The sequence below is a fragment of the Niastella caeni genome, assembly GCF_004834005.1.
In the GTDB taxonomy this organism is placed as follows: Bacteria; Bacteroidota; Bacteroidia; order Chitinophagales; family Chitinophagaceae; genus Niastella; species Niastella caeni.
On the sequence record NZ_STFF01000009.1, the window covers coordinates 75,432 to 100,515 of the forward strand.

Annotated in this window: 18 protein-coding genes; 8 read left to right on the forward strand and 10 right to left on the reverse strand. The window is 44.0% G+C overall.

The genetic code is table 11. The features are described from left to right. Positions 1-67: 67 nt before the first annotated feature. Together FAM09_RS25270 and FAM09_RS25275 are read left to right on the forward strand one after the other, a co-directional pair. Positions 68-937, forward strand: coding sequence for a helix-turn-helix domain-containing protein (locus tag FAM09_RS25270; protein WP_136579953.1), 870 nt, complete (start codon positions 68-70; stop codon positions 935-937). Between the two features lie 216 nt (positions 938-1,153). Then, positions 1,154-2,032 carry a nuclear transport factor 2 family protein gene (locus tag FAM09_RS25275; RefSeq protein WP_208025655.1) on the forward strand — a complete coding sequence of 293 codons (879 nt, stop codon included), beginning with the start codon at positions 1,154-1,156 and terminating at the stop codon, positions 2,030-2,032. A 189-nt stretch (positions 2,033-2,221) separates the two neighbouring features. Here FAM09_RS25275 and FAM09_RS25280 read toward each other — a convergent pair whose 3' ends face one another. Continuing rightward, the gene (locus FAM09_RS25280) at positions 2,222-3,394 is read right to left on the reverse strand and encodes a class I SAM-dependent rRNA methyltransferase (RefSeq protein ID WP_136579954.1); all 1,173 of its coding nucleotides are present in this window, start codon (positions 3,392-3,394) and stop codon (positions 2,222-2,224) included. A gap of 53 nt (positions 3,395-3,447) precedes the next feature. Further along, positions 3,448-5,430, reverse strand: coding sequence for a DUF5696 domain-containing protein (locus FAM09_RS25285; RefSeq protein ID WP_166437267.1), 1,983 nt, complete (start codon positions 5,428-5,430; stop codon positions 3,448-3,450). A 128-nt stretch (positions 5,431-5,558) separates the two neighbouring features. Here FAM09_RS25285 and FAM09_RS25290 point away from each other — a divergent pair, with 128 nt between their 5' ends. Beyond that, positions 5,559-6,884 carry a serine hydrolase domain-containing protein gene (locus FAM09_RS25290; RefSeq protein WP_136579956.1) on the forward strand — a complete coding sequence of 442 codons (1,326 nt, stop codon included), beginning with the start codon at positions 5,559-5,561 and terminating at the stop codon, positions 6,882-6,884. Between the two features lie 121 nt (positions 6,885-7,005). Here the strand turns inward: FAM09_RS25290 and FAM09_RS25295 are convergent, their stop codons facing one another. Beyond that, on the reverse strand, positions 7,006-8,841 hold the full coding sequence (locus tag FAM09_RS25295; RefSeq protein WP_136579957.1) for a RagB/SusD family nutrient uptake outer membrane protein: 1,836 nt from the start codon (positions 8,839-8,841) through the stop codon (positions 7,006-7,008). A gap of 18 nt (positions 8,842-8,859) precedes the next feature. After that, positions 8,860-12,105 carry a SusC/RagA family TonB-linked outer membrane protein gene (locus tag FAM09_RS25300; RefSeq protein WP_136579958.1) on the reverse strand — a complete coding sequence of 1,082 codons (3,246 nt, stop codon included), beginning with the start codon at positions 12,103-12,105 and terminating at the stop codon, positions 8,860-8,862. An 816-nt stretch (positions 12,106-12,921) separates the two neighbouring features. Here FAM09_RS25300 and FAM09_RS25305 point away from each other — a divergent pair. Both FAM09_RS25305 and dnaJ read left to right on the forward strand, forming a co-directional pair. Beyond that, positions 12,922-13,485, forward strand: a complete 564-nt coding sequence (locus FAM09_RS25305; RefSeq protein ID WP_136579959.1) for a nucleotide exchange factor GrpE — start codon at positions 12,922-12,924, stop codon at positions 13,483-13,485. 140 nt (positions 13,486-13,625) lie between these two features. Beyond that, on the forward strand, positions 13,626-14,783 hold the full coding sequence (gene dnaJ, locus FAM09_RS25310; protein WP_136579960.1) for a molecular chaperone DnaJ: 1,158 nt from the start codon (positions 13,626-13,628) through the stop codon (positions 14,781-14,783). A 108-nt stretch (positions 14,784-14,891) separates the two neighbouring features. On the opposite strand, the gene FAM09_RS25315 is transcribed toward dnaJ, so the two are convergent. The 5 genes from FAM09_RS25315 to FAM09_RS25335 form a co-directional block, all read right to left on the reverse strand. Beyond that, complete coding sequence (locus tag FAM09_RS25315) at positions 14,892-16,649, reverse strand: vWA domain-containing protein (RefSeq protein WP_136579961.1); 1,758 nt, start codon at positions 16,647-16,649, stop codon at positions 14,892-14,894. 99 nt (positions 16,650-16,748) lie between these two features. Further along, positions 16,749-17,285, reverse strand: a complete 537-nt coding sequence (hpt, locus tag FAM09_RS25320) for a hypoxanthine phosphoribosyltransferase (RefSeq protein ID WP_136579962.1) — start codon at positions 17,283-17,285, stop codon at positions 16,749-16,751. Positions 17,286-17,288: 3 nt separating this feature from the next. Beyond that, positions 17,289-18,512 carry a glucosaminidase domain-containing protein gene (locus tag FAM09_RS25325; protein WP_136579963.1) on the reverse strand — a complete coding sequence of 408 codons (1,224 nt, stop codon included), beginning with the start codon at positions 18,510-18,512 and terminating at the stop codon, positions 17,289-17,291. 12 nt (positions 18,513-18,524) lie between these two features. Next, entirely contained in the window at positions 18,525-19,172 is a 648-nt protein-coding gene (locus tag FAM09_RS25330; protein WP_136579964.1) for an O-methyltransferase, read from the reverse strand. Between the two features lie 653 nt (positions 19,173-19,825). Next, the gene (locus tag FAM09_RS25335) at positions 19,826-21,373 is read right to left on the reverse strand and encodes a sodium:solute symporter (protein ID WP_136579965.1); all 1,548 of its coding nucleotides are present in this window, start codon (positions 21,371-21,373) and stop codon (positions 19,826-19,828) included. A 137-nt stretch (positions 21,374-21,510) separates the two neighbouring features. Here FAM09_RS25335 and FAM09_RS25340 point away from each other — a divergent pair, with 137 nt between their 5' ends. Continuing rightward, positions 21,511-22,050, forward strand: a complete 540-nt coding sequence (locus FAM09_RS25340; protein ID WP_243751779.1) for an LOG family protein — start codon at positions 21,511-21,513, stop codon at positions 22,048-22,050. Between the two features lie 120 nt (positions 22,051-22,170). Here the strand turns inward: FAM09_RS25340 and FAM09_RS25345 are convergent, their stop codons facing one another. Next, positions 22,171-22,731, reverse strand: a complete 561-nt coding sequence (locus FAM09_RS25345; RefSeq protein ID WP_136579967.1) for a hypothetical protein — start codon at positions 22,729-22,731, stop codon at positions 22,171-22,173. A 644-nt stretch (positions 22,732-23,375) separates the two neighbouring features. Between FAM09_RS25345 and FAM09_RS25350 the strand changes: the two genes are divergently transcribed. Next, positions 23,376-23,762 carry a response regulator gene (locus FAM09_RS25350; protein ID WP_136579968.1) on the forward strand — a complete coding sequence of 129 codons (387 nt, stop codon included), beginning with the start codon at positions 23,376-23,378 and terminating at the stop codon, positions 23,760-23,762. A gap of 51 nt (positions 23,763-23,813) precedes the next feature. Next, a complete protein-coding gene (locus tag FAM09_RS25355) occupies positions 23,814-24,923 on the forward strand; it encodes a sugar transferase (protein ID WP_136579969.1) in 1,110 nt (369 codons plus the stop codon). Positions 24,924-25,084: the final 161 nt, after the last annotated feature.

The following is a 25,084-nucleotide window of genomic DNA, read 5'->3' on the forward strand; positions in this document are numbered from 1 at the left end:
TAGGTTCCGAACACTACCGGGCATTCCGGGCCCTGACTTTATAAGAAGTAAAGGGTATTTTTGGCGAATGGCTGCTGAGATCCTGTCATATAATTTCAAATCCGGTTTCAAACACGAGTTAGAAGTACTCTCTTTAGCATCCCTGTATGCAGATGCCAGGCAGGCACTGATTCATCCGCACAGAGCCAACTTTTATCATGTCTTCTGGTTTTTAAGCGGTCCGCATACCCATCACGTCGACTTCAAACCCGTTCCTGTAAAAAAGAATACGTTGCTGTTTGTAAATAAGGAACAGGTGCAAAGCTTCGATCAGTCAGCCAATATCAGCGGAAAGCTGATCCTTTTCACAGACAGGTTCTTTGCAAAAAGCGCCGATGATCTCCGGTTCCTGAACAATTCCATTCTTTTTAATGATTTTATGGAACCAGCGGTGATAAACCTGACCAAACCGGCTGATCAACTATTCAGCTGCTTTCACCAGATCGAAGACGAGTTCACTAACAACAACGCGCTGCATCACTACGACCTGCTAAGAAACTACCTGCACAACTTTTTACTATTAGCTGAACGACAATGGCGACAATCAGGTTTTAAAGAAATAAAAAAAGGCGCCGATCTTGATTACCTCACCTTATTTAAAGAATTGGTCTCCCGGCATTTTAAAGAAAAGAAATCAGTGAGCCATTATGCCAGCGAAATGAATGTATCAGAAAAACGGCTTGGACAGGCAACCGTTAAAACGATCGGGAAAACCCCCAAGCAGGTAATTGACGAGCGGGTTGTATTGGAAGCAAAAAGACTGTTAACCCATACTTCGCAAAGCATAAAACAAATTGGTTATTATTTGGGGTTTGAAGAGCCGACCAATTTTATCAAATATTTCCGCAAACACGAGGGTGTTACACCTATTGAGTTCAGGGAAGCACACACTCCCTGAAATAACAAATTAGGAAGGTGGAATTAGAAATTTAAAAAGTAAAAGCCAGTCTTTCAATTAATGAGAAATCAAATCTAGCGGGTGTATTCCCTTTCTCATTTTTCATTTCTTATTCTTCATTTCTCATTCCTACCGGTTTTTATCATCTTTTCTCCTTTTTCTACCTTTCCCCGCGCCCCTCCTCTTGCGAATTTTGCCTTGAAAAATAACAAGGCAATGAAGAAAATTACATCCCGCGTACTTATTCTCTTATTGGTGCTTTCAGCAACCAATGCGGCGTTCTCCCAAAAAAATAAATCAACTAATTCAAAAAAACATTCAACCATGAACAAGAAGCAGCAAGTAACAGCGCTATTAAAAGCTATTGAAACAGGAGCCACAGAACCTGTTGCCACCATTAATGCCAACAAGTATATACAACATAACTTAAATGTGGAAGATGGTCTGGCCGGCTTTGGAAAACTGTTGCAACAGTTGCCTCCTAAATCTGCCAGGGTTAACACCGTGCGGGTTTTTCAGGATGGTAATTTTGTGTTTGCGCACACCGAGTATAATTTCTTTGGCCCCAAGATCGGTTTTGATATTTTCAGATTTGAAGACGGCAAGATCGTTGAACATTGGGATAACCTGCAGACGACTGCAGAACCTAACCCCAGTAAACACACTATGACAGATGGAACCACGCAAACAGTTGATCTGGACAAAACCGAAGCTAATAAAACCCTGGTAAAATCTTTTGTAGATGACATTCTTGTAAATGGAAGAATGGAAAAGCTGGCCGGTTATTTTAATGGCGACAGCTACATTCAACACAATCCATTGATCCCCGATCAACTCTCTGGTTTGGGAAAAGCATTAGAAGCTATGGCGAAGCAGGGCATTACGATGAAATATGATAAAATCCATACAGTTTTGGGCGAAGGCAATTTCGTGCTGGTAGTAAGCGAAGGCCATCTGGGCGGCAGGCATAGTTCTTTCTACGACCTGTTCCGGGTAGAAAACGGAAAGATTGCCGAACACTGGGATACCATTGAAGAGATTCCTGCAAAAGAAGGCTGGAAAAACAATAATGGGAAGTTTGGTTTTACTTATTAGTACTTAGTTCCCAGTTCTTAATTCTGGCTCCGGCAACTTGCATCTGAATAAACTTTTACCAGCTCTGCAGCGCCTGCGCGGCCTGCAAAGCTGGTACTGTTTTGAATAACAGGTCAGCAGTTGGTTCTACCTAAATAATTCGAGAGGCTTGATCAGCGAAGCAACCACAAACAATAATCAGTAAACCATTTAAAGTACCTGTACTATCAAAAACTTCAAATAATGCGTATTCTCCCACTCCCACACAATGGGGTGGTCGGCCGACTGGGTTTGAAAAGTTACCTGTCTGATCTTTCTTCGGGCATCCTTGGCCGCTAACTGAATGATCTCCAGGAACAGGTCGGGCTGAACCAGGTTGGTACAACTGGAAGTTACGAGGAAACCACCGGGCTTCACCAGCTTCATTCCACGAAGATTGATCTCTTTATAACCAGTAATGGCCTTTTGAATATTATCCCTTGTCTTTGTAAAAGAAGGCGGATCAAGCATCACTACATCGTACTGTCTTCCTTCCCGGGCCCACACCTTCAGTACATCAAACGCATTCTCACATTCAAACCGAACAATTTTCTCTACCCCATTCAATGCGGCATTACGGTTCGCCTGGTCTACGGCGTTCTGTGAAATATCCAGTCCGAGTACTGATTTGGCGCCATAATGCGCCGCATGGATCTCAAAGGTTCCGGTATAGGTAAACGCCCCCAGCACATCGGCGCCTTTTACTATATGCTGAATGGCGCGACGGTTGTCCTGCTGATCGAGGAAGTAACCGGTCTTTTGGCCGTTCTCAATATCAACGTAGAACTTCAATCCATTCTCCTGGATGGTAATTTTTGTATCAAACGGAGCCGATAAAAACCCTTTCTGTTGTGGCAGTCCTTCCAGTTCGCGAACCGGCACATCATTACGTTCGTATATACCTTTAGGCTTGAATATTTTTTCCAGGGCGGCTACGATAGCAGGTTTCCAAACATCAATGCCCAACGCCAGGGTTTGAATAACCAGGTAATCGTTGAACTTATCGATGATCAACTGGGGAAGGGAATCGGCTTCCCCAAAAATAAGCCGGCAATTCTCAACATAGCCCAGTTGTTGGCGGTATTGCCAGGCCTCCAGCAGGCGGTTATAAAAAAACTCCTCATTAACTACCTCGTCTTTTCTGCGGGTGAGCAAGCGAACTAAGATCTGCGAGCGGGGGTTAATGTATCCTTTCCCGATAAACTTTTTATCGTGCGTGTATACTTCTACAATATCGCCGGGATGTACCCCTTCCGGGGCCTCATTCACTTCATTGGCGAAGATCCAGGGATGCCCGTTGGCCACCCGCTGACTGATCTTCTTTTTTAAGATTACCTGATTCATTCGCGCAAAAGTAAAATTATTGCGCGAAAGCAGGGAATTTGGGTTTAAAGAGCTTACTCCGGCCTGATTTCCACTGTCTTCTTATCCCAATCAACGGTTATTGTACTGCCATCGGCAAATACCGTTCGTTCTTTTCGGTAATTGTCGTCCAGAAACTCATGCAGTGTCATCTCTGTAAAAGCCAGCCGCTTGTTTAATTCGCTCATGCGCTTTATCAGGTCCAGGTTTTCTTTGTTCATTTCAAAGCCGCGGCCAATCTGCGGCAAGCCTGCCGTCAGTAACCCTCTAAGATCAGCAGGATTATAGGTTGTTAATATAGCCTCATGATACACCAGGTCCCACAAAGGAATAGGAATGCCATTCCTGCTGTTGAGCGGCGAAGAAAAATCAACGTAAGGGACCGTCCAGTCGCAAGCTGCTTCCGTACCAACAATGCCCAGGTTCGTTCTTGCCCAATGATACACCCTGATCCTGTCGCGCAATGCTTCGGTGCGGGTGGAAGGATGTTGCGGATTAAAATCTTCATCCGGCGGTACATAACCGAAAACATCCATATAACTTCCATTGGGATGGATGTTATGATCAAACATCCCCTGGTAATTTTTTTTCACATGACCGAGCATGAACTTTCCGCTCAGATAACTCATCTTACCACCATCCCAATAATCCATGTAAGGAATTACGCCTTCTTTAAAATCCCCGAAACGCGTTCCCGGAAAAATAGCAGGCGGCTTTATGGAGTCTTCTTCATGGATGGCAAACTGCGTATTGAAGGAAGGCGCATCCACATAATAATCGCGATATTGATCGTGCAGTACAAACAAATAACCCAGGTCTTTTAATGTGTTCTGCAGTCTTTGCATACCCTCGTAACCGCCGGCTGCCGGTGCTGGTGGCAATACATCGGGATGTTGCCGGTCATATCCCAGTTTAGGCCAGCCCGTTAACACCACCATCAGGTTATTCAATCCTTTTTGTTTCCATTGCTTGAATTCTTCCCCACGCTGATCGAATGTAGTTAACCGGTAGCGAGTTCCGGTATCGCGCTTCCAGCGGTCGCTGCCTGCTTTATAATCCGTAAGAATGCCTGAACGAATGATGGGTGTGCCAATGACCTGTTTTACCCGGGGATTTAGGGCGATCTTCTCCTGCAGCGAAACAAACAACCCTGTTTCTTTGGCATATTTTCTATAGCGCTTGGCCATCTGCACATAATTTCCTTCCGGCATAAAACACATGCGGCCGGTACGGGTATAGGTTAATTTTCCCAACGATGCACGCCATCGCGGACCAATTACTGTTGGTCCGCCGGCTGGGTGATTGAACTGGTAAGCTGCGTCGTCTGGTGTTTCTATAATTACCATCATGGCCGACTTTCCCTTTTGAAAACCCCACCACGACATAGACCAGTCTTCAATGACATTGCTTTGCAATTCGCTTCTATCTGTTTTTTTAATTGATCCATCAGGTTCTGAAGAACGGATGGGGTGATAAGGCTTGGGCCAGTTACGCGGCAACAGAACGCCTCTTACATTACTAAGCACCGTGTAATCAACTGCGCTTCCATCCAAAGCGGTAGGCCAGTTAAGCTGCCTTACCACTGTTTGCTTTTCTTCCGCCGCCACATCAAACACAAGATCTTCATCCGGTCCTTCCAACGCAAGCGTTAAGTATAATTTGCAATCCGTTCCTTTCCAGTTTTCAAGGGTTATCAGGACGCCTGTTTTAAAGCCCGGACTGTACTTCTCCACATTTCTTTTTCCGGCATCAGCCAGGCGTACGGTAAATTCTTTTCCATTCCTTTTAACGATCAAATCATTGCTGCCGGAAGGGACCATGTTCCAGTTTGTGTTACCGGCTTTGATGCGGATAGACAGGTCTGATTCTTTGAAAGTCAATATTTGCTTCTTCCCGGTAATAGCCCATACACCATTTGTATTGGTAACTTCTATATCGGTTTTTTGTGCAAACAGTGCCGGAGGGAAGAATAAAAAGATGAAAGCAAAAATCAGGTGCAGGATGAGATTTGGTTTCATAACATTTCTTTGGGATAATAATTTGAATTGTTCCTTTATATTGCAATTAACTACGATTAGACAGAAAACGTCTGCTCCTATTTTACATTCCATTAAACAATTTTGACAGGAACCGGCAAAGAACAACAATGAAATCATTTTTTTTGACCCTTTCACTTGCAGCATTTCTACTTTCCCCTTCTTTTTCACAAACATGTAATACTAAAAAATTAGACAGCCTGTTTGATATGTTACAGAATCGCGGCCTGGCAACAGGTAGCATCGCCATATCAGAAAATGGTAAAACAGTTTATCAAAGAGCCATTGGCTTTGCCACGCTCGACAGCAATAAAAAGATCACGCCTGGCATCCATACAAAATACCGGATCGGTTCAGTATCGAAAATGTTTACTGCCGTAATGATCTTTCAACTAATTGATGAAGGGAAATTAAGCCTTACCGAAAAACTGGCTACTTACTTTCCTCAATTACCAAACGCAGAGAAGATAACTATAAAAGACCTGCTTAATCACAGAAGCGGCCTTCATAATTATACTGTGGGCACCAATTTTCCTGATTGGTTTGATAAGCCTAAAACGCATGATGAACTGCTGCAAATAATTGCCAGCAAGGGCGCCGACTTTGACCCCGGCACCAGGGCAGACTACTGTAATTCAAATTATCTTTTGCTGAGTTATATTATTGAGAAAGTTGACCGGTTGCCCTATGCAGCAGCACTAAAGAAAAGGATCATTTCAAAACTCAGATTAACCAATACGTATTATGGAAAGCCAACTGCTATTGGCAGAAATGAAAGCAGTTCTTACAAATATGTAGACAGCATATGGAAGAAAGAAAAAGAAACGGACCCAAGTATTCATAGTGGTGCAGGCTCAATTGTGTCAACCCCCGGTGATTTGATTGTATTTATACAAAAATTATTTACCGGTAAACTCATAAGCGAGGCCAGCCTGAGCAAGATGAAAACAATGATCGACGACTATGGCATGGGCATGTTCCCCTATAATTTCAATACAACAACGGGGTATGGGCATAATGGAAGAATAGAAGAGTTTTATTCGGCATTAAGATATTATCCTGAAAAGAAGCTGGCAGTATGCTACATCACTAATGGAATTGTATACCCCAGAATTGATATCCTGAATGGGATATTGAAGATCTGCTTCAATAATAATTACACTATTCCCTTCTCGAAACCTATCTCTTTGCAAAGTGAAGACATTGATAAATACCTGGGAGAATATTCTTCCCGCGACCTGCCTTTTAAAGTGACCTGCAAAAAGCAGGATACTAAGCTGATCATTAACGCTGCAGGAAGATCAATGGAAACAGCACCAATAGATACCAATTATTTTATGAACGCTAAAACCGGCACTTTCCTTGAGTTCAATCCCGAAAAAGGAACATTGCAAATAAAAGAAACAGACAACGTTTATTACTTCAAAAAAGAGTAGCAAGTAGCTAGTGGCGAGCAGGAAAGCCATATAAAATGCTCTCCCACCAGCTACTAACCACTTACTACTGGCAATTGACTATTGATCATTACAGTCAATTACAAAATCTGTTATATTCCAATTAATAACCTGCATTCTGTTTCAAATTCACTTTTCCGGTAGCGTTCTGTATATCAATCTGCGTTTGTGGTATCGGATAGTATTCATTCTTTTTAGCGGTGAATGTGGCCGACTGGTTGATGTTGAAAATGGTGGGGCGTTGTTTTTCTGCTGTTGCAAAAGAATTCAGTTCTGGCGCCATCACGGTTCCTGTGCCATTGTCCCAACGGGCCAGGTCAAAGAAGCGGTGCCCTTCCATGGCCAGTTCCAGTTTTCTTTCAAACCGTATTGCTTTCAGCGCGTAATCTTTACTGGCAAATGCGCCCGCCGGATATTGACCGATCTTATATTTATCAGCCGCTGTGTTTCTGGTAATATACTTTCCGCTACCGGCATCATATTCGCTGCTTTTGTAAACCCAGCCAGTGGTATCTGCCGCCCGTGCACGAATAAAGTTCACATATGAAAGCGCTTTTCCTGCACTCCCCACTTCTACTTCACACTCCGCTGCCCATAACAATACATCGGCAAAACGAATAATGTTTATGTTATTGGCAGTAATTTGAGTGGGTCCCCAAAAGCTGGTTTCTGTTGATGATAACAGGTCCTGTTGCACTTTCGCATATGCATTTTTCTTTGGACTGAAATAGCCATTGGTGGCCGGGTCACGAATCCAGGTATTGGCAGGTGTTGGGCCCCAGTCAAAATATGGAATACCGGGACGCCCCATGGTCAGGTCTATCCGCGGATCGAGCGTACCGGTATACGGCCCTGCAGGATCACTTACATTCGGTGCGCTGTTATAAGTATCGAACTGCGGCAATCCATTAGCATCGGTCTTGTAAGAATTGGCCAATGACATAGTTGGGTTGTTAAAACCACAACAACCGCCAGGACCGGCACTATTAGGCAGGTTCAGGGCATCGCCATGGTTACCATTGGTTCCTGAACCATCATTTACTGAAGCCTGGTAGGCAAAGATGGATTCGGCACTGTTATCTGTAGCCGCGTTAAAATTATCCTGGAAATTCACCAGTTTATATTCCTTGCCGCCAGTGGTTACGCCATTACCTGCACCACCATATGCAGCAGGAATGATCTTATCGAACTGCTCTTTTGCCTGCGCAAATTTATGTTGATACAGGTATATTTTACCCAGGTAAACAATAGCGGCCGATCTGTTAACCCTTCCCACCTGTGATTGAGTTACCGGCAGGTTCGCTACGGCAAACTGCAGATCGGCTTCTATCTTTGGCCAGATATTAATAAAATTACCCGCGTCATCTATATTCGGCACATTGGTATTCTTTGCAGCAGTGAAGATGGTTTCATCTACATAGGGCACATTGTTCCACAATTTCTTCGCTTCAAAATGAAAATGCCCCCGCAAAAAACGCGCTTCCCCTTCCAATACTTTTTTCTCAGCATCCGTCATATCTGTAACCTTAGGCAATACACGCAATACTTCATTGGCGCGTTGCACACCATCGTACAATGCCTGCCATTTTTGATTAAAATATGGATTGTTGGTATTGTAAGCCCAGGTTTCTATTTGTACAATATCGCCCTGATCGCTTGGCGTGGACCCTTTATAGGAATCACCGCCAGCCACACTGCCAAATACCCAGTTGGAAGGACCGGAAGCCCAGTTGTTACCAGCGGCCCCACCCATGCCTCCTATCATATGATAAGCACCAATGAGTAGTCCGTTTGCACCAGCCGCGTTTGCCAATTGATCGGGACTGAAGGAACCTAATGGTTCTTTATTAAGAAAGTTTTTACTGCACGACATTACCAGCAACAGCAACATCAGAGAAATGGCCGTTGTAAATCTATATTGAAAAGGATTTTGTTTCATTTTGCTTTGATTTCAGTGTTAAAAAGATACGTTCACACCTATGTTATAGTTCTTCTGATTAGATGGATAGTTACCAAAGTCGATCCCGAAATTCGTATTGTCGCGCAGGTTAGAAGTGGTTAACTCCGGGTCGAGGCCGGTATATTTTGTAATGGTGAACAGGTTAGCAGCCTGCACATATACCCTGAACCGTTCGATGCCCAGCTTTTTGATGCGGGTCATTGGAATATTGTAACCTAGCACCATCGATTTGCAACGTAAGAAGGAACCATCTTCCAGAAAATACGAACTGAATTGGGTAGTGGTGCTGAAGTTAGCGCCACGTTCAAGCCGCGGCACTTTGGCATTCAGCCTGGTAGGCGTCCACGAGTTATTGGCTGCATCTTTACTTAATGCGCCGTCAAATACCTGCGGAAAATCGGTCCAGTAACGAACATAGTTGATCGCATCGTTACCTACAGATGCATAAAAGAAAGCAGAGAAATCAAAGCCTTTGTAAGAAGCGTCGATGTTTAAGCCTGCAGTGAATTTCGGGTTTGGATTACCGAAGAACACGCGGTCATCGGCATCGATCTTTCCATCGCCATTGGCATCCTGAAATTTCATGCGGCCTGGCGCTGCGGCTTCCTGTGTGGGCGATTTGTTTACATCATCATCACTTTGGAACAGCCCCAACATCCTGTAACCAAAAAACGCACCCAGGGCCTGCCCCGGTTGCAAGCGGCTGAAAGCGCCAATGCGATCGGAACCGGTACTCACCTGGTCATAATACTTGATACCATCTGGCAAACTTTTCACCTGGTTCTTATAGGAGGTAAAAGTTCCCGTAACATCGAATTTGAATTCATCTATATTACCGTGATAAGTAGCCGCAATATCAACACCGGTATTCTGAATATTACCCGCATTCACAAATGCGGCTGTAGCACCGCCACCGGTTGCAGGCGCCAGCGGACGGAACAACAATCCGCTGATGGCTTTTTTATACCATTCAAATGAGAATGTCAACTTGTTATTCAGCAACACCGCATCAAAGCCTACGTTAGTAATGATGTCTTCTTCCCAGGTGGTGGCTTTGTTACCGTTCTGACTGGCAAAAATCCCCAATACAGAAGAATTATTAGAGCCAGTGATATCATAATAAGAACTAGCCGCCAGTTGGTTGTACAGGTCAAACGCATTCGTTGGGTTGATGTTACTGATTGACCCCAGTTTACCCCAGCCTCCACGCAATTTCAGTTCACTCAGCCAGCCTATTTTTCCAAAGAAGTTTTCGCGTGAGATACGCCAGCCTGCTGTTACACTCGGGAATACACCCCAGCGCTGACTATTGTCGAACACCGAAGAACCATCACGGCGTAGCGTACCGCTCAACAGGTATTTATCATCATAATTGTAATCGAACCGGCCAAACTGTGAATACAACGACGTTTGTACAGGTGTGGGCGGATTATTACCATCTATGCCGATCCCGTTATTGATACTGAGGTTACCTGTTACCTGACCGCGGGGCGGACCGAACAATAAAGTCCACAAACTGGGATTTATAGTAAGGTTACCGGCATTGGTGACCGGGTAATTGGTGCGTTGCCCAAAAAATCCGCGCTGGTAGTTTTGAATAGCTTCGGTTCCTGCCAACACTTTAAGGTTATGATTGCCCCAGGTGTTGTTATAGGTCAAAGTATTTGTCCACGTCCAGCTACTATTATACATCGTAAACTCGGTGAAGCTATTGGGATTTTTATTATTCTCCGCGTTTTCATAAGAAGTGTAAGAGAAAACGTTCCAGTAATGGTTATCGAAGAAACCACCGAAACTGGTACGCGCAGTAAAGTGCTTGAGCACATCCACCTCTGCAAACACGTTACCCTGTACCTGCCAGTCGTTGTCTTTATTATTGGAAGTCCGCTTCAGGTTGGCTACCGGGTTTTGTGCATTTCCCAATCCCTGCGAGCCGGTGCCGGCAAAATTGCCCATGATGTCATACACAGGAATAAGCGGGCTTTCGCGATAGCTATGCGATATGGGATTGCCTTCATCCTGGTTGCCGTTTGTTAAACCCGGGTTTTGCCGGTAGAAAATGTAGGCATTCTCACCAATGCGCACCTTATTGCCCATATTAAAGGTAGTGTTGATCCTGGCTGAGTATCTTTTTAAATAAGTTTCAATCAACGTGCCCTGTTGATTAAAATAATTCAGCGATAAAAAGAAAGTCGATCTGTCGGAACCCGATGATACCGACAGGTTATGACTGGTAATAGGCGCCGGTTTAAACACCTCATGAAACCAGTCGGTGCCCTGCTTGTTGGTTTTGGTGATCTGGTTATCGTACAGTTTGTACGTTGAAGGGGCGGTGTTCGGATCACCTTCCATGGCGGCTGTTGGCCTGATGTAATCGGGAATTACAGGTGTTGGGCCGGTACCCAGTTGTTTGTGCCCGGGCGTTAAGCCGCTGTTGATATAACCCTGTTGAATGGCATTGGCTGTTTCCTGGGTGTTGGCAATATTAAACCCGTCTTTCAATGGCCGCTGGGTGCCATAGTAAGCATCGTAGTTTACGCGTACTTTACCCGTACGGCCACGCCTGGTGGTTACGACAATTACGCCATTTGAACCACGTACCCCGTAAATGGCGGCAGCACCCGCATCTTTTAATACCTGAATAGATTCAATGTCGTTCACGTTCAGGTCGTGCATGTTGCCTTGTGTACCATCAATGATCACCAGCGGATCGGTTGACCCAACTGATGTGATACCACGAACCCTGATGTTACTGTTGCTGCCCGGCATGCCCGATGTAACGATGGTTACACCGGCAGCCTGTCCCTGTAAAGCTTTTTCAGGCGTACCGGTAGGGATCTGCCGCATGTTATCAACTTCTACCACAGCCACGGAACCGGTAATATCCTTTTTCCGCTGGGCTGTATAACCGGTGATAACTACTTCATTTAAATTGGAAGTGGCAGTTTTTAATGAAACGTTTAGCGTGGCATTATTGCCAACTGCTAACTCCCTTGATTCGTAGCCTACCGAAGAGATCACCAGTACGGAAGATGAATTGGGAACAATGATAGAGAAGAAACCTTCCGGGTTGGTTTGTGTAGCAACATTTGAACCTTTTACCGATACGGTAGCACCTGTAATGGGCTGATTGTTGCTGTCCGTTACTTTTCCGGTAACATTTTTTTGCTGAGCAAGGATCGTTGTGGCAGGTAATAGCAATAGTATGGCTAGCCACAACCTAACAGTTAGCTTTGAGGACATAAAATTAATTTTTGTGAAATGTTTGGTTGTGAATACGTGCTTACTAAATTAAGCGATTAATCGAAGTTCATTGAATTAAAATTCACGTTTTTGATACACCGTTAGAATTACTTAATGGTCTTTTATTTTTTATATATCTTATCTGCTGATAATTAATCTGATCAACAAAAAGTATAACGTAACGGAGATCAATAAGTTTTTTTATCTCAAAGACCGTCAACTAAATATATCTTTTTTTGAGAAAGGTCTTGCAGTAATAGCTGCCAGCAGTAAAAAAATGGCTACTAATTGTTAAAGGATCATTGTGCTATATTTTGAGATTTTGGGATTGGGGATTGCAGATTCATTATTGATTATTGAGATTTGTTTTTGAAATTGGCTCTTGCGATTTAATACTTTGCCCTTGGAACCTGGCGCCTTGCTTCCTGGAACTTTGATTTGCTTTTTGGTTCTTGCTATTGGTTTAGAAATCCCAAAATCTCTAAATTCCCAAATCAGCAATACCTTCTTTACTTTTCCTTTCTTGCCCTTCCTCCCTGTTTCTGGCTCCCTGGCTGGTTTTTGTGATTTGGGATTTGGTTCTCCCTGACTTTTCCGCCATTAATCGGCTGTAAATAAGACAATTTGGCTTACCCGGGTTCACTGGCAAAATAATTGACAAGTATAGCTTTACCAGTGAAAAATGGTAATTTGCGCGGCCGCCCGCAGTGGCAGCGCCTGTCAAGACGCAAAAAGCCCAATCCCGGCCTTACCGGGACGGTTTTGACCGTCATTATTTCAGTTTTAGAAAGCGACAAAAACACGTAAGCGATAGTTATGGCAGATAATGAAAAAAACACCGTGAACCGTGAAAACGGTACCAATGCAATGGATATCAATACCGATGAAAGTATCAGTGGAACTTCGCATCTTAACGAACCGGTTGCCAATGAAGATGAAGTGGAGAAGCTTAAAGGAGAGATTGCGGAGCTGAAAGATAAATACCTGCGGCAGGTAGCTGAGTTTGAAAACTTTAGAAGACGTACTGCCAAAGAACGGATTGAAATGATCCAAACAGCCGGTAAAGAGGTGGTTACCGCCCTGCTCGATGTGCTGGACGATTGCGACCGTGCCGAAAAACAATTACAAGCCAGCGAGGACGCCCCATTGAAAGAGGGTATTCAACTGGTGTTTAATAAATTAAGAAGTACCATGCAGAGCAAGGGCGTAAAACCCATGCAAACCATTGGCACCGATTTCAATCCCGATCAGCACGAGGCCATTACCGAAATACCAGCCCCCAGTGAAGAGATGAAAGGCAAGGTGATAGATGAAGTGCAAAAAGGGTATTATATGAATGATAAGATCATCCGGTTTGCCAAAGTGGTTGTGGGCAAATAATGCTAAGGTGATAAGGTGCCAATTTGAAAATTTGAAAATGGGCGTTGCCGGATTAAGAAGGCTTGAAGTTTTATCAGCCTTTTCAAAAAACAGCAACCCGTTATCTAATTTTCAAATCTTCAAATTTTCAAATTATTAAAATGTCTAAAAGAGATTATTACGAAATATTAGGGGTTGCAAAAGGTGCATCGCCGGATGAAATTAAAAAGGCTTATCGTAAGGCAGCCATGCAATTTCACCCCGACCGGAACCCTGGCGATAAAACCGCCGAAGAAAAATTCAAGGAAGCCTATGAAGCATATGAAGTATTGAGCGATGCCGACAAGCGCGCGCAATATGATCGCTTTGGACATGCTGGTGTACAAGGCAATGGCCGGGGCTTTGGTGGCGGCAATGCCAATATGGAAGATATCTTCAGCCAGTTCGGTGATATTTTCGGTGATGATATTTTCGGTAGCTTTTTTGGTGGCGGCGGCGGCAGAAGAGGTGGTCAGCGGATGCGCGGTGTACGCGGCAGCAACCTGCGCATAAAAATTAAATTGACCTACGAGGAAATCGCCAAAGGCGTAACCAAACAGGTTAAAGTAAAAAAACATGTGCCCTGTAATACCTGTCATGGCAGCGGCGCTAAAGATAAAGGAAGCGTTCAAACCTGTGGCACCTGCGGCGGTAGCGGGCAGGTTCGCAAAGTTTCCAATACATTCCTGGGTCAAATGCAAACGGTAACTACCTGTCCTACCTGTAATGGTGAAGGTTCGGTAGTAACCGCAAAATGTGGTTCGTGTAAAGGAGAAGGAAGGGTGTATGGCGAAGAAACCGTTACGCTCGATATTCCTGCCGGTGTAGGAGAAGGCATGCAACTGAGCCTGGGTGGCAGGGGTAATGCCGGTGAACGCGGCGGACCTCCCGGCGACCTGATCGTTTTAATTGAAGAAGAACAACATAAAGAATTGCATCGTGACGGGTTGAATGTGGCGTATGAACTGCATATTACGTTCCCCGATGCGTGCTTCGGCACCTCGGTTGAAGTACCTACCATCGACGGCCGGGCCAAGATCAAAATACCGCCAGGTACCCAGAGCGGAAAAATATTCCGGCTGAAAGGAAAAGGTTTCCCTGGCGTGAACTCTTACGAAAAAGGCGACCAGCTTATTTATGTGAACGTGTGGACGCCTCAGCAGGTTTCCCCAGAAGAGAAAGCCATGCTGGAGAAATTGAACAATTCACCCAACTTCAAACCACAACCTGAAAAATCTGATAAAAGCTTTTTTGATAAAGTGAGAGAGATGTTTTCGTAATACGAATGTGCAAATGCCATTCCTGTGCAGCCAACTGATTATTTCTAACACGTCATCATACGTGAAGGCCGCGCAAAAGCATTTGCACATTTTCTAATTTTCCAATTTTCAATTTGATTTCTTCCGTTTCCGCTCCCTCCCATATATCTTCTTCGCCTTTTCAATATTGGTAATAAACTCCTGTTGAATGGCATCCTGCTCATCTGCTGATTCGGAAGCCAGCTTTATTACCTCACTCCAGCTATAAGTGCGGGCATACTTTGAATCTTTCAACAATGCGGCAAACATCGCCACCGAAGATGCAAACCGGTAGGTTGATGGCAAACTATTAAATGGCGTAACCGCATATAAACAACGATATGAGGTAATACGTTGTAAGGTATCGTTAGGCAGCTTATATCGTACGTTGATCTTAGCCAGGTTAGCATTGTTGGCGGCCGGCAATCCTGCCGTAAAAACGGGGTCTATTTCAAACAAGGCAATCATGGAGTGCCCCGACCCTACTTCTCCCCCATCGAGGTCATTCACTGAGTCAACCAGGGCCTTCCACTTGTTATCAAAACCAATTAAACGGTATTGTTTTACCACGTCGGGATTAAATTCAATATTCAGGAACGCATTATCGGCTACGCTGTACAATGTTTGGGTCAATTCTTTCACCAATACTTTTTCTGCTTCGCGTTCATTATCGAGGTAAGCGAAGTTGCCATTCCCTTTTTTCGCCAGCACTTCCAGTTTCGAATCTTTATAATTGCCCATACCTACGCCCAGGCAGGTTAAATAGATGCCCGATTGCTGATGTAGTGTGATCAACTTTTCCAATTCATCATCGCTCGTTTGTCCCACATTAAAATCGCCATCAGTAGCCAGGATCACGCGGTTATTGCCGCCCTTTATGAACTGACTTTTAGCGACAGTATATGCCGTTCTGATGCCCGATTCGCCAGGTGTTGAACCGCCCGGGTATAGCTCCTCGATAGATTTGCGGATCTTTTCTTTTTCCTTGCCCGATGTAGGCTGCAGCCAAACGCCGATGGTGCTTCCATATACAACAATAGAAATGGTATCCTTATCGCGCAGGTTATTCACCAGTAAGGTAAAGGCCGATTTCAGCAAAGGCAAACGGTTAGGCATATCCATGGAACCGGAAACATCTATCAGAAAGACAAGATTGCTGGGTGGTATTTTTTCGGGATCCAGTTTTCGTGCTGAAATGTGCAGGCTGAGCAACTGGTTGGTTTTATTCCAAGGGCATTCCGTTACATATGAATGAAAACCAAATATGCTATCGCGGGGAGGCGCAAGGTATTTAAAACTGAAATAATTCAGCAACTCTTCTGTACGCACCGCATCGGGCGGCACCGTTGTATTCATATTCAAAAAACGGCGCACATTGCTGTACGATGCCTTATCGGTATTGATAGAAAATCCGGTTTCGGGATATTTATCTGCCTGAACAAAATCATTCTCCAATAAAGAATTATACGTTTCGGTACCTACCGTCCAGTTGCGTCTTTCGCCAGGTTTTAAATTCCTGGTAAATGAAAGCAGCCGGTTCTTTTGCAGGTTGGCTGAGGTAAATAATGTTTTTAAAACAAGGGAGTGATATTTGGCGGTTTCCAGTTTAACGGAAAGTGACTGATAGCCATCCAGGGAAATGGTAATGGAATCGATCCGTTTGGTGGTCATTATCCCAAACGATCCGCTGCTTCCTGATGAATAAATATAATTGGTTGAGTGAAGCACGATGCGTGCATTCGACAGAAGATTATTCTTTTCGTCCCTGACCTCGCCGCGCAAATAATATTGAGCATGCGCGGATATTATAAACAGGAAAGAGGTTAATATGGCAGCAGCAGATTTCAATATATTGATGAAAATTACAGCAGTTTACAGGTTAACACGCCTGCCCACTACGAGTCGGGCCAACTCGTTAACAGCACTAACTTACTACCATTTCAACTCCTATTCAATCAACTTAAAAATTTCCGGAATATTTCTACCCAGTCCATCATAGTCCAGGCCATACCCAACAACAAATTTGTTTGGGATAGAAAATCCAAGGTAATCAATGGTAATGGGAAATACCGTTGCTTCGGGTTTGTGCAGCAACGCTACGATTTTTAAAGAGGCAGGTTGCTGATGCCGTAGTTGTGGCAAAAATTCGCTGAGTGTTTTACCTGTATCTACAATATCTTCGACTATAATCACATCCCGGCCAAACAGGTCCATATCGAGACCAATAGCAGTAATTACATGACCGGTTGATTTTGTTCCTTTATAAGAAGCCAGCTTAATAAAACAAACTTCCGCATCAATCGTAAGCTCCTTATACAGATCGGCCGCAAACATAAAAGAGCCATTCAAAATCGCTATGAACAATGGCTTTTTACCGGCATAATCTTTATTCAGGTTACCGGCAATCTCTTTTATTCGATCAGCAATCGCGGCAGCACTAATGTATGGTTCAAATTGTTTGTCGTGTACGCGAATATCGCCCATAAGTCAGTTTTTGTAAATAACCAGTTCCTGTCCGGTCTTCAAACCATTACCAGCCAGTTTATTCCAGTCTCTGAGTTGTTCTACTGTAATACTATATTTTTTCGCAATACTATACAAAGTTTCTTTTTCACGAACGATATGCAGGCTTGCTGTTACCGCCGATGAATTGGCAGGGGTGATCTGGTCTGGTGTTACTACCGGCGGTTTAGGCGCTTCCACCACTACCTCTTTTGCCAGTTTTGGTCTTTCGGGCGCTTTTGACTGCAGGTATAATTTCTCGCCTGTGGCCGGTTCGCCCTGTTCCTGCAAATGGTTGTAAACAATGAGGCTTTCGAGGCGAATGCCCTCGCTCTGGCTGATGTCGTACAGCGTTTCGCCGGGTTTTACTTCATGAAACTCTCCCTCCCCTGATTTGCGTTTGCGCTGCAGGAATATCAGTTGGTCCTGCGCCAGCACATCATCATCCTCCTCTTCGCTCAGTTCGTTAAAATCAAGCAGATGCTTCAACGAAACATCATATTCCCTGGCAATGCCCAGCATGGAGGCGCCTGCTTTGGCAAAGATCACCTTGGTCCTGTTGATTGTAAATTGTCCCAGCGGATATTCTACAACAGGCTTTGCCGTAGCCGGCAGGTTTATTTCCCGAATGGCTACGCCGGTACCGATGCTCACCGGCTTGCCGCCGCCAGCCAGTATTTCATCCTGGGGCGATAATTTGCCCATAGCAATGAGCGTATACTGTTGCAGGTTGTAATCTTCTATATATTTTATTATAATCTGCGGGTACCTGGGGTTAGTGGCATAACCGGCTTTTTTTAACCCGTATGCCCACTTGTTGTAATCGGTAGGTTCATATTCGAACAAAAAAGCGTAGCGCTGACCTTTACGCAGAAAATCGGAATGGTCAACATACGATTCATCCGCCTTTGTGTAACTTCTGAAGCACTCGCCGCGGGCATCATCATCGTGATACACTTTCTCTCCCTTCCACTCGGCCCGGCATTTTATGCCAAAATGATTATTCGACCGCTGCACCAGGTCGCTTTTGCCGGCCATACTTTCATGAATACCCTGTGCCAGGGTGATGGAAGCAGGTACGCCACTGCGCTGCATTTCGCGAATGGCCAGTTCCTTATAGGTATTTATGTAATCAATTACATCGCTGTTGCGCTGTGCCTGCAGGCCCTGCACTGCGAAAATTGATAATACAACCAGTAATCTTTTCAACGTTTGCCTGTTTTATTTTTTTCGAATCATTAATAACCCGTCCCGAATGGTCAGCAGCACCTTGTCTACACTAGCATCTTGCTGCACATATTCATTAAACTCCTGAATGGCCTTTGCATTCTTACCTGTAATCCCGCCTGGGCGGGACTGGAGCACCTGACCGCGAAAAAGCACATTGTCTGCTACAATCAGGCCGCCTGGCCGTACCAGCGGCAACACCAACTGGTAATATTGGGTATAATTTACCTTATCCGCGTCAATAAACACCATATCCCAGGTTTCATTCAACCCAGGGATAATGCTTAACGCATTACCCACATGCAAAATTATCTTTCCTGCGTCAATTGACCTATTGAAATTTGCCTGCGCTACAGAAGCATCCTCATCCCGAAGCTCAATTGTATGTATTTTTCCATCTTTTAACAACCCCTTAGCAAGGCAAAGGGCGCTATATCCGGTAAAAGTACCTATCTCCAGGATACGCCGGGGCTGTAGCAGGCAGCTTAACATTTCCAAAAACTTACCCTGTACATGACCGCTTAACATGTGCGCATGGGGGTGCGAAGCCTGTGTAGCGGCCGCCAATTCCTGTAATAAAGCATCTTCTGGTGATGAAAACTGTGCGGCATACGCCTGTGCCAGCGGATCGATGATTTCCAATGTCGGTGATTTTTACAAAGATAGGCAGAGTGAGGTCATAAAGGCATAGAGGCAGAAGGCATAAAGCAGAAGGCCAAAGTCGAATGCAAGTAAAGAATCCTGTACAATTTGGGTTTATACAGTGAAGCTGTATTCCCTTTTAACTTTAGGCTTGTGGCCTTAGGCTGTATTTGTTGCGACGTGAAACGGCAAACGTGAAATGTAATAAACAGGCAGGATTTACAAAACTCGGTAACAACCACAAACAACAAACCACAAACCATAAACCTCTGATGTGTAGCCATCGGTCGGGAGTCAGAAAATCCATTCACCTTCAAAAAATGGCCTCCCGACCTCAGACTAAACACTCCAGCTATCGTAAATATTTTTATTGGTAACCCCGGTTTCTTTGTCTGTCACTTTGCAAGTTGTATACAGAACACTTCTTCGTTTACGCAACAACGGTAATTTGCATTGGTAGCTATTAAACGAGCGATTTTAAGTTTTAGTTTATAAGCCATTTATTTTTTTGTTTTCATACATATAAATATGGAAATGAAAATTTTTGTGAACTGCTAAACAATAAACAATCTGTATTCAATGAATGCCCCCCGCACAATAAAAAACAACGCCATCCCACTTAAGCGGAATGGCGTTGTTTATATCGATATAGCTTATAAACTTTCTTGCGCAACAGCAGGTTTCTTTGAAATGCCTAATAAACCAAGGTATGTCAGCAATCCATTAATGATAAGCAATTCAATCCCGATCTGGTATCCGTTAAACCATTTCGCCGAATTCTGACTGAGGAAATAACAGATAACAGGCGCCACCAGGCAAATGATAGTGATAAGGCTTGTTTGCGGCAATGTTCTTTTACTCAATATACCGAATGCAAAAAGTCCCAACAGCGGACCGTAAGTATACCCGGCCAGCGTGAGGATTTTATCGATGATACTACGATCGCCGATCCCGTAAAATATCATAATACAAATCAGGAAGATAACCGTGAATGACAGGTGAACCGTTAAGCGGATCTTTTTTTGCTGCTTTTCTGTAAGATCGGCACGGCGTTTTAATCCCAGCATATCAATGCAGAAAGAAGAGGTCAATGCTGTTAACGCGCCATCTGCACTGGGGAACAATGCACTGATCAATGCAATGATGAATATAATAGATATCGCCTGCGGCATCAACTGTAAAGCCATGGTAGGAAAAAGAGCGTCGCCCATGATGTTCTTATTATCGGCCAGCAATTGCCATTGTGTACCGCCATTGGCATTGGTAACCTGGGCGTATTCTGCGCCATGGTTCAACGCATACAAATACAATAAACCACCTAGTAATAAGAATAAAAAGTTAACGCCGGCGCTCACCAGGTTAAAGGTGATCATGTTCTTTTGAGAATCTTTAAGGGTTTTCACACTGATATTCTTCTGCATCATTTCCTGGTCGAGCCCAAACATGGAGATGGTAATAAACGCCCCGCCTATGATCTGCTTCAGAAAAAATCCGCTGCTATAGGGATCCGTATTAAAAATATTAGTGTATCCCTTGCTGGTGAGGGTAGTCATAGCTTCGCCCACTGATAAATTGAGGCTGCCCAGAATATATACTATCGCTACTACCAGCCCGGCCAACATCAGGGTGGTTTGCAGGGTATCTGTATAAACTATTGTTTTTACACCGCCTTCAAACGTATACAATAAGATCATTAAAAGAATGATAAGCGCGGTAACAATGAAAGGGACCCCAAAGTTTTTCAAAATAAATTCCTGCAACACAAATATCACCAGGTACAGGCGGGCGGTAGCGCCAACGGTACGTGAAATAATAAAGAACAACGCACCTGTTTTATATGCTATGGTCCCGAACCGCTTCTGCAGGTAATTGTAAATAGAAGTAAGGTTCAGCCGGTAATACAGCGGCAACAATACGAAAGCCACTACCAGGTAGCCAAAGAAATATCCGATCACCACCTGGAAATACGCAAAACCTTTATGCACACTACCAGCAAAATCACCTACCGTACCCGGTACTGAAACAAAGGTTACGCCGCTCAGCGAAGTGCCCACCATCCCAAATGCCACCAACATCCAGTTAGAGTTGCGGTTACCTATAAAAAAAGAATCGTTGTTTGAGTTCCGGGAAGTAACCCATGCAACAACCAGCAACAAAACAAAATAACCGATTACAAATGAGAACAAGAGGGATGCAGACATAGATAACGAAGATTAAAATGTTTCGGGAAAGTTTGAAGGTAATAAAATTGTGTTTTACTATTGCTGATAATCCATTTATCTTAGAGGCCAACAGGCATTTTTATGCACAATAAATGCCAATTATAAAAACAGCGAGCATGAAGATTGAATCGGTAGTAGTTTTTTGCGGATCTAAGACCGGACGAAGCCCTCTATATATACAGCATGCGGCAGAACTCGGCAAGCTGATCGCATTGCTGAACCTGCGCATGGTATACGGTGGTGGAAAAGCTGGTTTAATGGGCGCCATAGCCAATTCCGTACTGACCCATGGCGGAAAGGTTATGGGGGTGATTCCCAAGATACTTACCGAATGGGAACATCAGCACGAAGGATTGACCGAATTATTTGTAGTGCCAGATATGCATACCCGAAAAAAGATGATGTATGAAATGTGCGATGCCGCCATTGTAATGCCAGGTGGCTTTGGCACACTGGATGAATTGTTTGAAATGCTCACCTGGAATCAACTCAAAATACACGACAAAAAAATATACGTGTTAAACACCGAAGGCTTTTACAATCACCTCCGCCTGCATTTACAACATTTAAAAAAAGAAGGCTTCCTGTACGAATCGCTTGAAGAAAGAATCATCTTCTGTGAAACACCGGTGGAAATTTTTAATAAAATTGGATAGCTTAAATTCTAAGCTAGTAGCTAGTGGTAAGTGGCTAGTAACATCCTAATTCGCAACTCGCGACTCCTAATGTACTTTGCGTTTTCCTACTAGCTACTCACTATTTACTACTCACTTTCCCTAGAATCCAAAATTATATCCAAAATTAAAGAACGCGCGGCTGCCATACGGACTGCGTTCATTTTGTAAGAGATCGTAATTAGCCGTTACAATAAAAGCGCCTCTGCCTGCAGGAATAGCAGCGCCTACCCCGCCTAACAGGGATGGAACGACCTTTTTATCGAGCTTATACTCTGCACCATCATCATATCGCTGTTTGCCCCAGGTGTAATTCGCTTCGGGCTGTATTTGAAGAAAGAGATAATCAATAGGATATACGCGGCCAAAGACATTGAGACCGGCTACGCCAAACTGCTCCTTATAACCTATGAATTTGAAGCTTGAATAAATAAAATTTACCCCGGTACCGGCTGCCAGGTAGCGATTAAAACGGTAACCTATCTGCGGAGATACATTTACCAGGGTAGACACATTACCAAAGCCCAAACCAAAATTACCGCCAAAGAACAGTTTGCTTTTATCAAAACCTTTCTCTTTAGGCTCTTCTTCAGGTTCATCCTGTGCTACAGCCGCAGTACTGAACATTGCAAACAAACAGGCGGCCAATAAATATTTCTTCATAGCGATTTATTTATAATGTGCAAATTAGGAAATGCGAAAATTAGCTAATGGTCCTATGCAACATTCCTACAATTTTTGTCCTCCCCGCCGCGTACTTGAATTTGCACATTTGCACATTTTCCAATTTTCACATTTGCGTTTTGCAAAATACGCTTCACCGGCTTCAAATGGTGTTAAGATGTTACTAATACATGCCGAACTATATAACTATTAATCAGCAAGATACGATTAGCGTTGCAACAATAGTTTATGTGGATAAATACTGCTTATAATCAAACTGTTACGTAATTGGCACTTAGCGAACAGCTTATAACTAAGCAATTATGTACATGCAATTAGTGCGTACTGGAGGGTATTTGATTTATTAGGTTTTGTTATTACTTTTATCTCACCTATCCATTGAAAACCGTAAGGATTCACCTGATTGTAGCTTATCAACACCACAAATCCTTAGAAATTCCCCTCAAACTGGTTAACACTATTAAGTTAATCTAACAATCCTGTAAAGCCGTTTTGTGCCAACAATGTAATATGATTCCTGCTGCCATAGGCCAGGAAACCGTATTCCAATACCTGTGCGAACCATATGCATCGTGTGCCCTTTAAGAAAACTATTATTGTTTTCAGCATTTTAACGTACGAGAATGAGAAGATGTATACTGGCTATTGAAGACAGCAAAGCGATCCGGTTTTTACTACATACGGTGCTAGGCAAAGATTACCAGGTAGTTACCGCCCCCGACGCCTGTTCGGCCATGTTCTGGCTGGCAAAAAAGAATTTGCCCGACCTGATCATCGTTGACCCGCAGTTGCCCGATGTGCAGGACTGGGAACTGATTGCCGAATTTTCATCGAGTGCTATTTACCGGGATATTCCCCTGATTGTATTATCGTCGCTTGACAAGGATGTCACTGCGGCAAAATGCCTTAAATATGGCATTTCAGATTATTATACGAAGCCATTTAATCCGCTTGAATTAAACGAAACAGTTCAAAGAGTTATGAGCAGGGTTGCACCGGTTTCGAAGTGAATGCAGTGAAAGCCGGTTAATGACCGGGATTGATCAATTAAATATTCGTGTATGGATGTTACAATTCTACCCACTAAGAAAATTATTAATACCGCGCGTGCGCAGTACAAACGATATAGTTTGCCAGTAGCCGAACCAGAACCAACCGATATTAAAAAATTGCAGTTTTTTTATATCGGTACGCAAACCCGTAATATCGAAAAGCTTAAGGAATACTTCGAATTCGGTTATACCACCATTTCTGCGGAGAGCGCCATTTTTACTTTAAAGCGGTTATTGAAGAACCCAGATTCAGTTACCATCCCCGACATGATCATTGCGGAAGGTACGCTGGGAACAGAGCAATTGGTGGAACTGCACCAATTCATCTATGCGCATAAAATAATGGCAGCTATTCCTTTTATTGTTGAAGCAACTGGTTTATCGAAGGAAGAATCAGCCCGTTTTAAACGATATACGTTTATTGATGAACTGTTGTTCCTGAACGAGTTTACCGCTCCAGTGCTGTTGCGGAAAACGAACTTCCTGAAAAACATAAAACAAAAATGGGTGCAGGAACCGGCTTCATGCAAGGTAGAGACCTCGTTCCGCGCGTATCCGGATGCCCGTGCTGTACTGAAAAGAGGGCTCGATCTGCTGATCTCTTCTGCACTGCTGGCAGTACTGGGACCGCTTATGCTGTTAATTGCATTGGCCATGAAACTCGATACGGGCGGTCCGGTTTTATATACCACTTTACGAACCGGCCGCGGGTACCGCATCTTTCATTTGTATAAGTTCAACACCATCATACAGGATGCCGATAAAAAGAAGAACGGCGCTACTATAAGCAGAGTTGGCTTGTTCATACGCAAAACATGCCTCGATGAATTGCCGCAATTACTGAACGTTTGGCTGGGAGATCTGTCACTGGTAGGGCAACGGGCGTTGCCATTGTACGAAGCGTCGCAATTAACAACCAGAACATCGGCCAACTATTTCCTTTCTGCCGCCGGCCTCACTGGCTGGCAGGTTCAGAAGGTAGACAAAGCGACTATTCCGGCTGAAGTGCCTTTGGTCGCGGGCACCGCCACCGGAAATGCCGACAAATCCGACCTGTTGTACGACATCTGGCTTATGGCCAACAAGCAAACAGCCATTATTAATAAGACGAACGCCTGATTTACATTAATATTCTACAGTAAAATCTCTCAGCCTCTGGCGGGAGATTTTTTTGTCTTACCTCCCTCTACCCCTCCGGCAATCTGCCAACTGACAGAGACCGAAGGCGAAGGGGGTAAATGTATTGAGTCCTGGTCCCTTCCAAAAAAAATTCCCCCGAT

Coding starts and splice junctions, on each gene's coding strand:
- FAM09_RS25345 (WP_136579967.1), bottom strand. CDS start 22,731: ATGAAGAAATATTTATTGGCCGCCTGTTTGTTTGCAATGTTCAGTACT.
- FAM09_RS25340 (WP_243751779.1), top strand. CDS start 21,511: ATGAAGATTGAATCGGTAGTAGTTTTTTGCGGATCTAAGACCGGACGA.
- hpt (WP_136579962.1), bottom strand. CDS start 17,285: ATGGGCGATATTCGCGTACACGACAAACAATTTGAACCATACATTAGT.
- FAM09_RS25350 (WP_136579968.1), top strand. CDS start 23,376: ATGAGAAGATGTATACTGGCTATTGAAGACAGCAAAGCGATCCGGTTT.
- FAM09_RS25355 (WP_136579969.1), top strand. CDS start 23,814: ATGGATGTTACAATTCTACCCACTAAGAAAATTATTAATACCGCGCGT.
- FAM09_RS25270 (WP_136579953.1), top strand. CDS start 68: ATGGCTGCTGAGATCCTGTCATATAATTTCAAATCCGGTTTCAAACAC.
- FAM09_RS25335 (WP_136579965.1), bottom strand. CDS start 21,373: ATGTCTGCATCCCTCTTGTTCTCATTTGTAATCGGTTATTTTGTTTTG.
- dnaJ (WP_136579960.1), top strand. CDS start 13,626: ATGTCTAAAAGAGATTATTACGAAATATTAGGGGTTGCAAAAGGTGCA.
- FAM09_RS25290 (WP_136579956.1), top strand. CDS start 5,559: ATGAAATCATTTTTTTTGACCCTTTCACTTGCAGCATTTCTACTTTCC.
- FAM09_RS25295 (WP_136579957.1), bottom strand. CDS start 8,841: ATGAAACAAAATCCTTTTCAATATAGATTTACAACGGCCATTTCTCTG.
- FAM09_RS25275 (WP_208025655.1), top strand. CDS start 1,154: ATGAAGAAAATTACATCCCGCGTACTTATTCTCTTATTGGTGCTTTCA.
- FAM09_RS25285 (WP_166437267.1), bottom strand. CDS start 5,430: ATGAAACCAAATCTCATCCTGCACCTGATTTTTGCTTTCATCTTTTTA.
- FAM09_RS25300 (WP_136579958.1), bottom strand. CDS start 12,105: ATGTCCTCAAAGCTAACTGTTAGGTTGTGGCTAGCCATACTATTGCTA.
- FAM09_RS25280 (WP_136579954.1), bottom strand. CDS start 3,394: ATGAATCAGGTAATCTTAAAAAAGAAGATCAGTCAGCGGGTGGCCAAC.
- FAM09_RS25305 (WP_136579959.1), top strand. CDS start 12,922: ATGGCAGATAATGAAAAAAACACCGTGAACCGTGAAAACGGTACCAAT.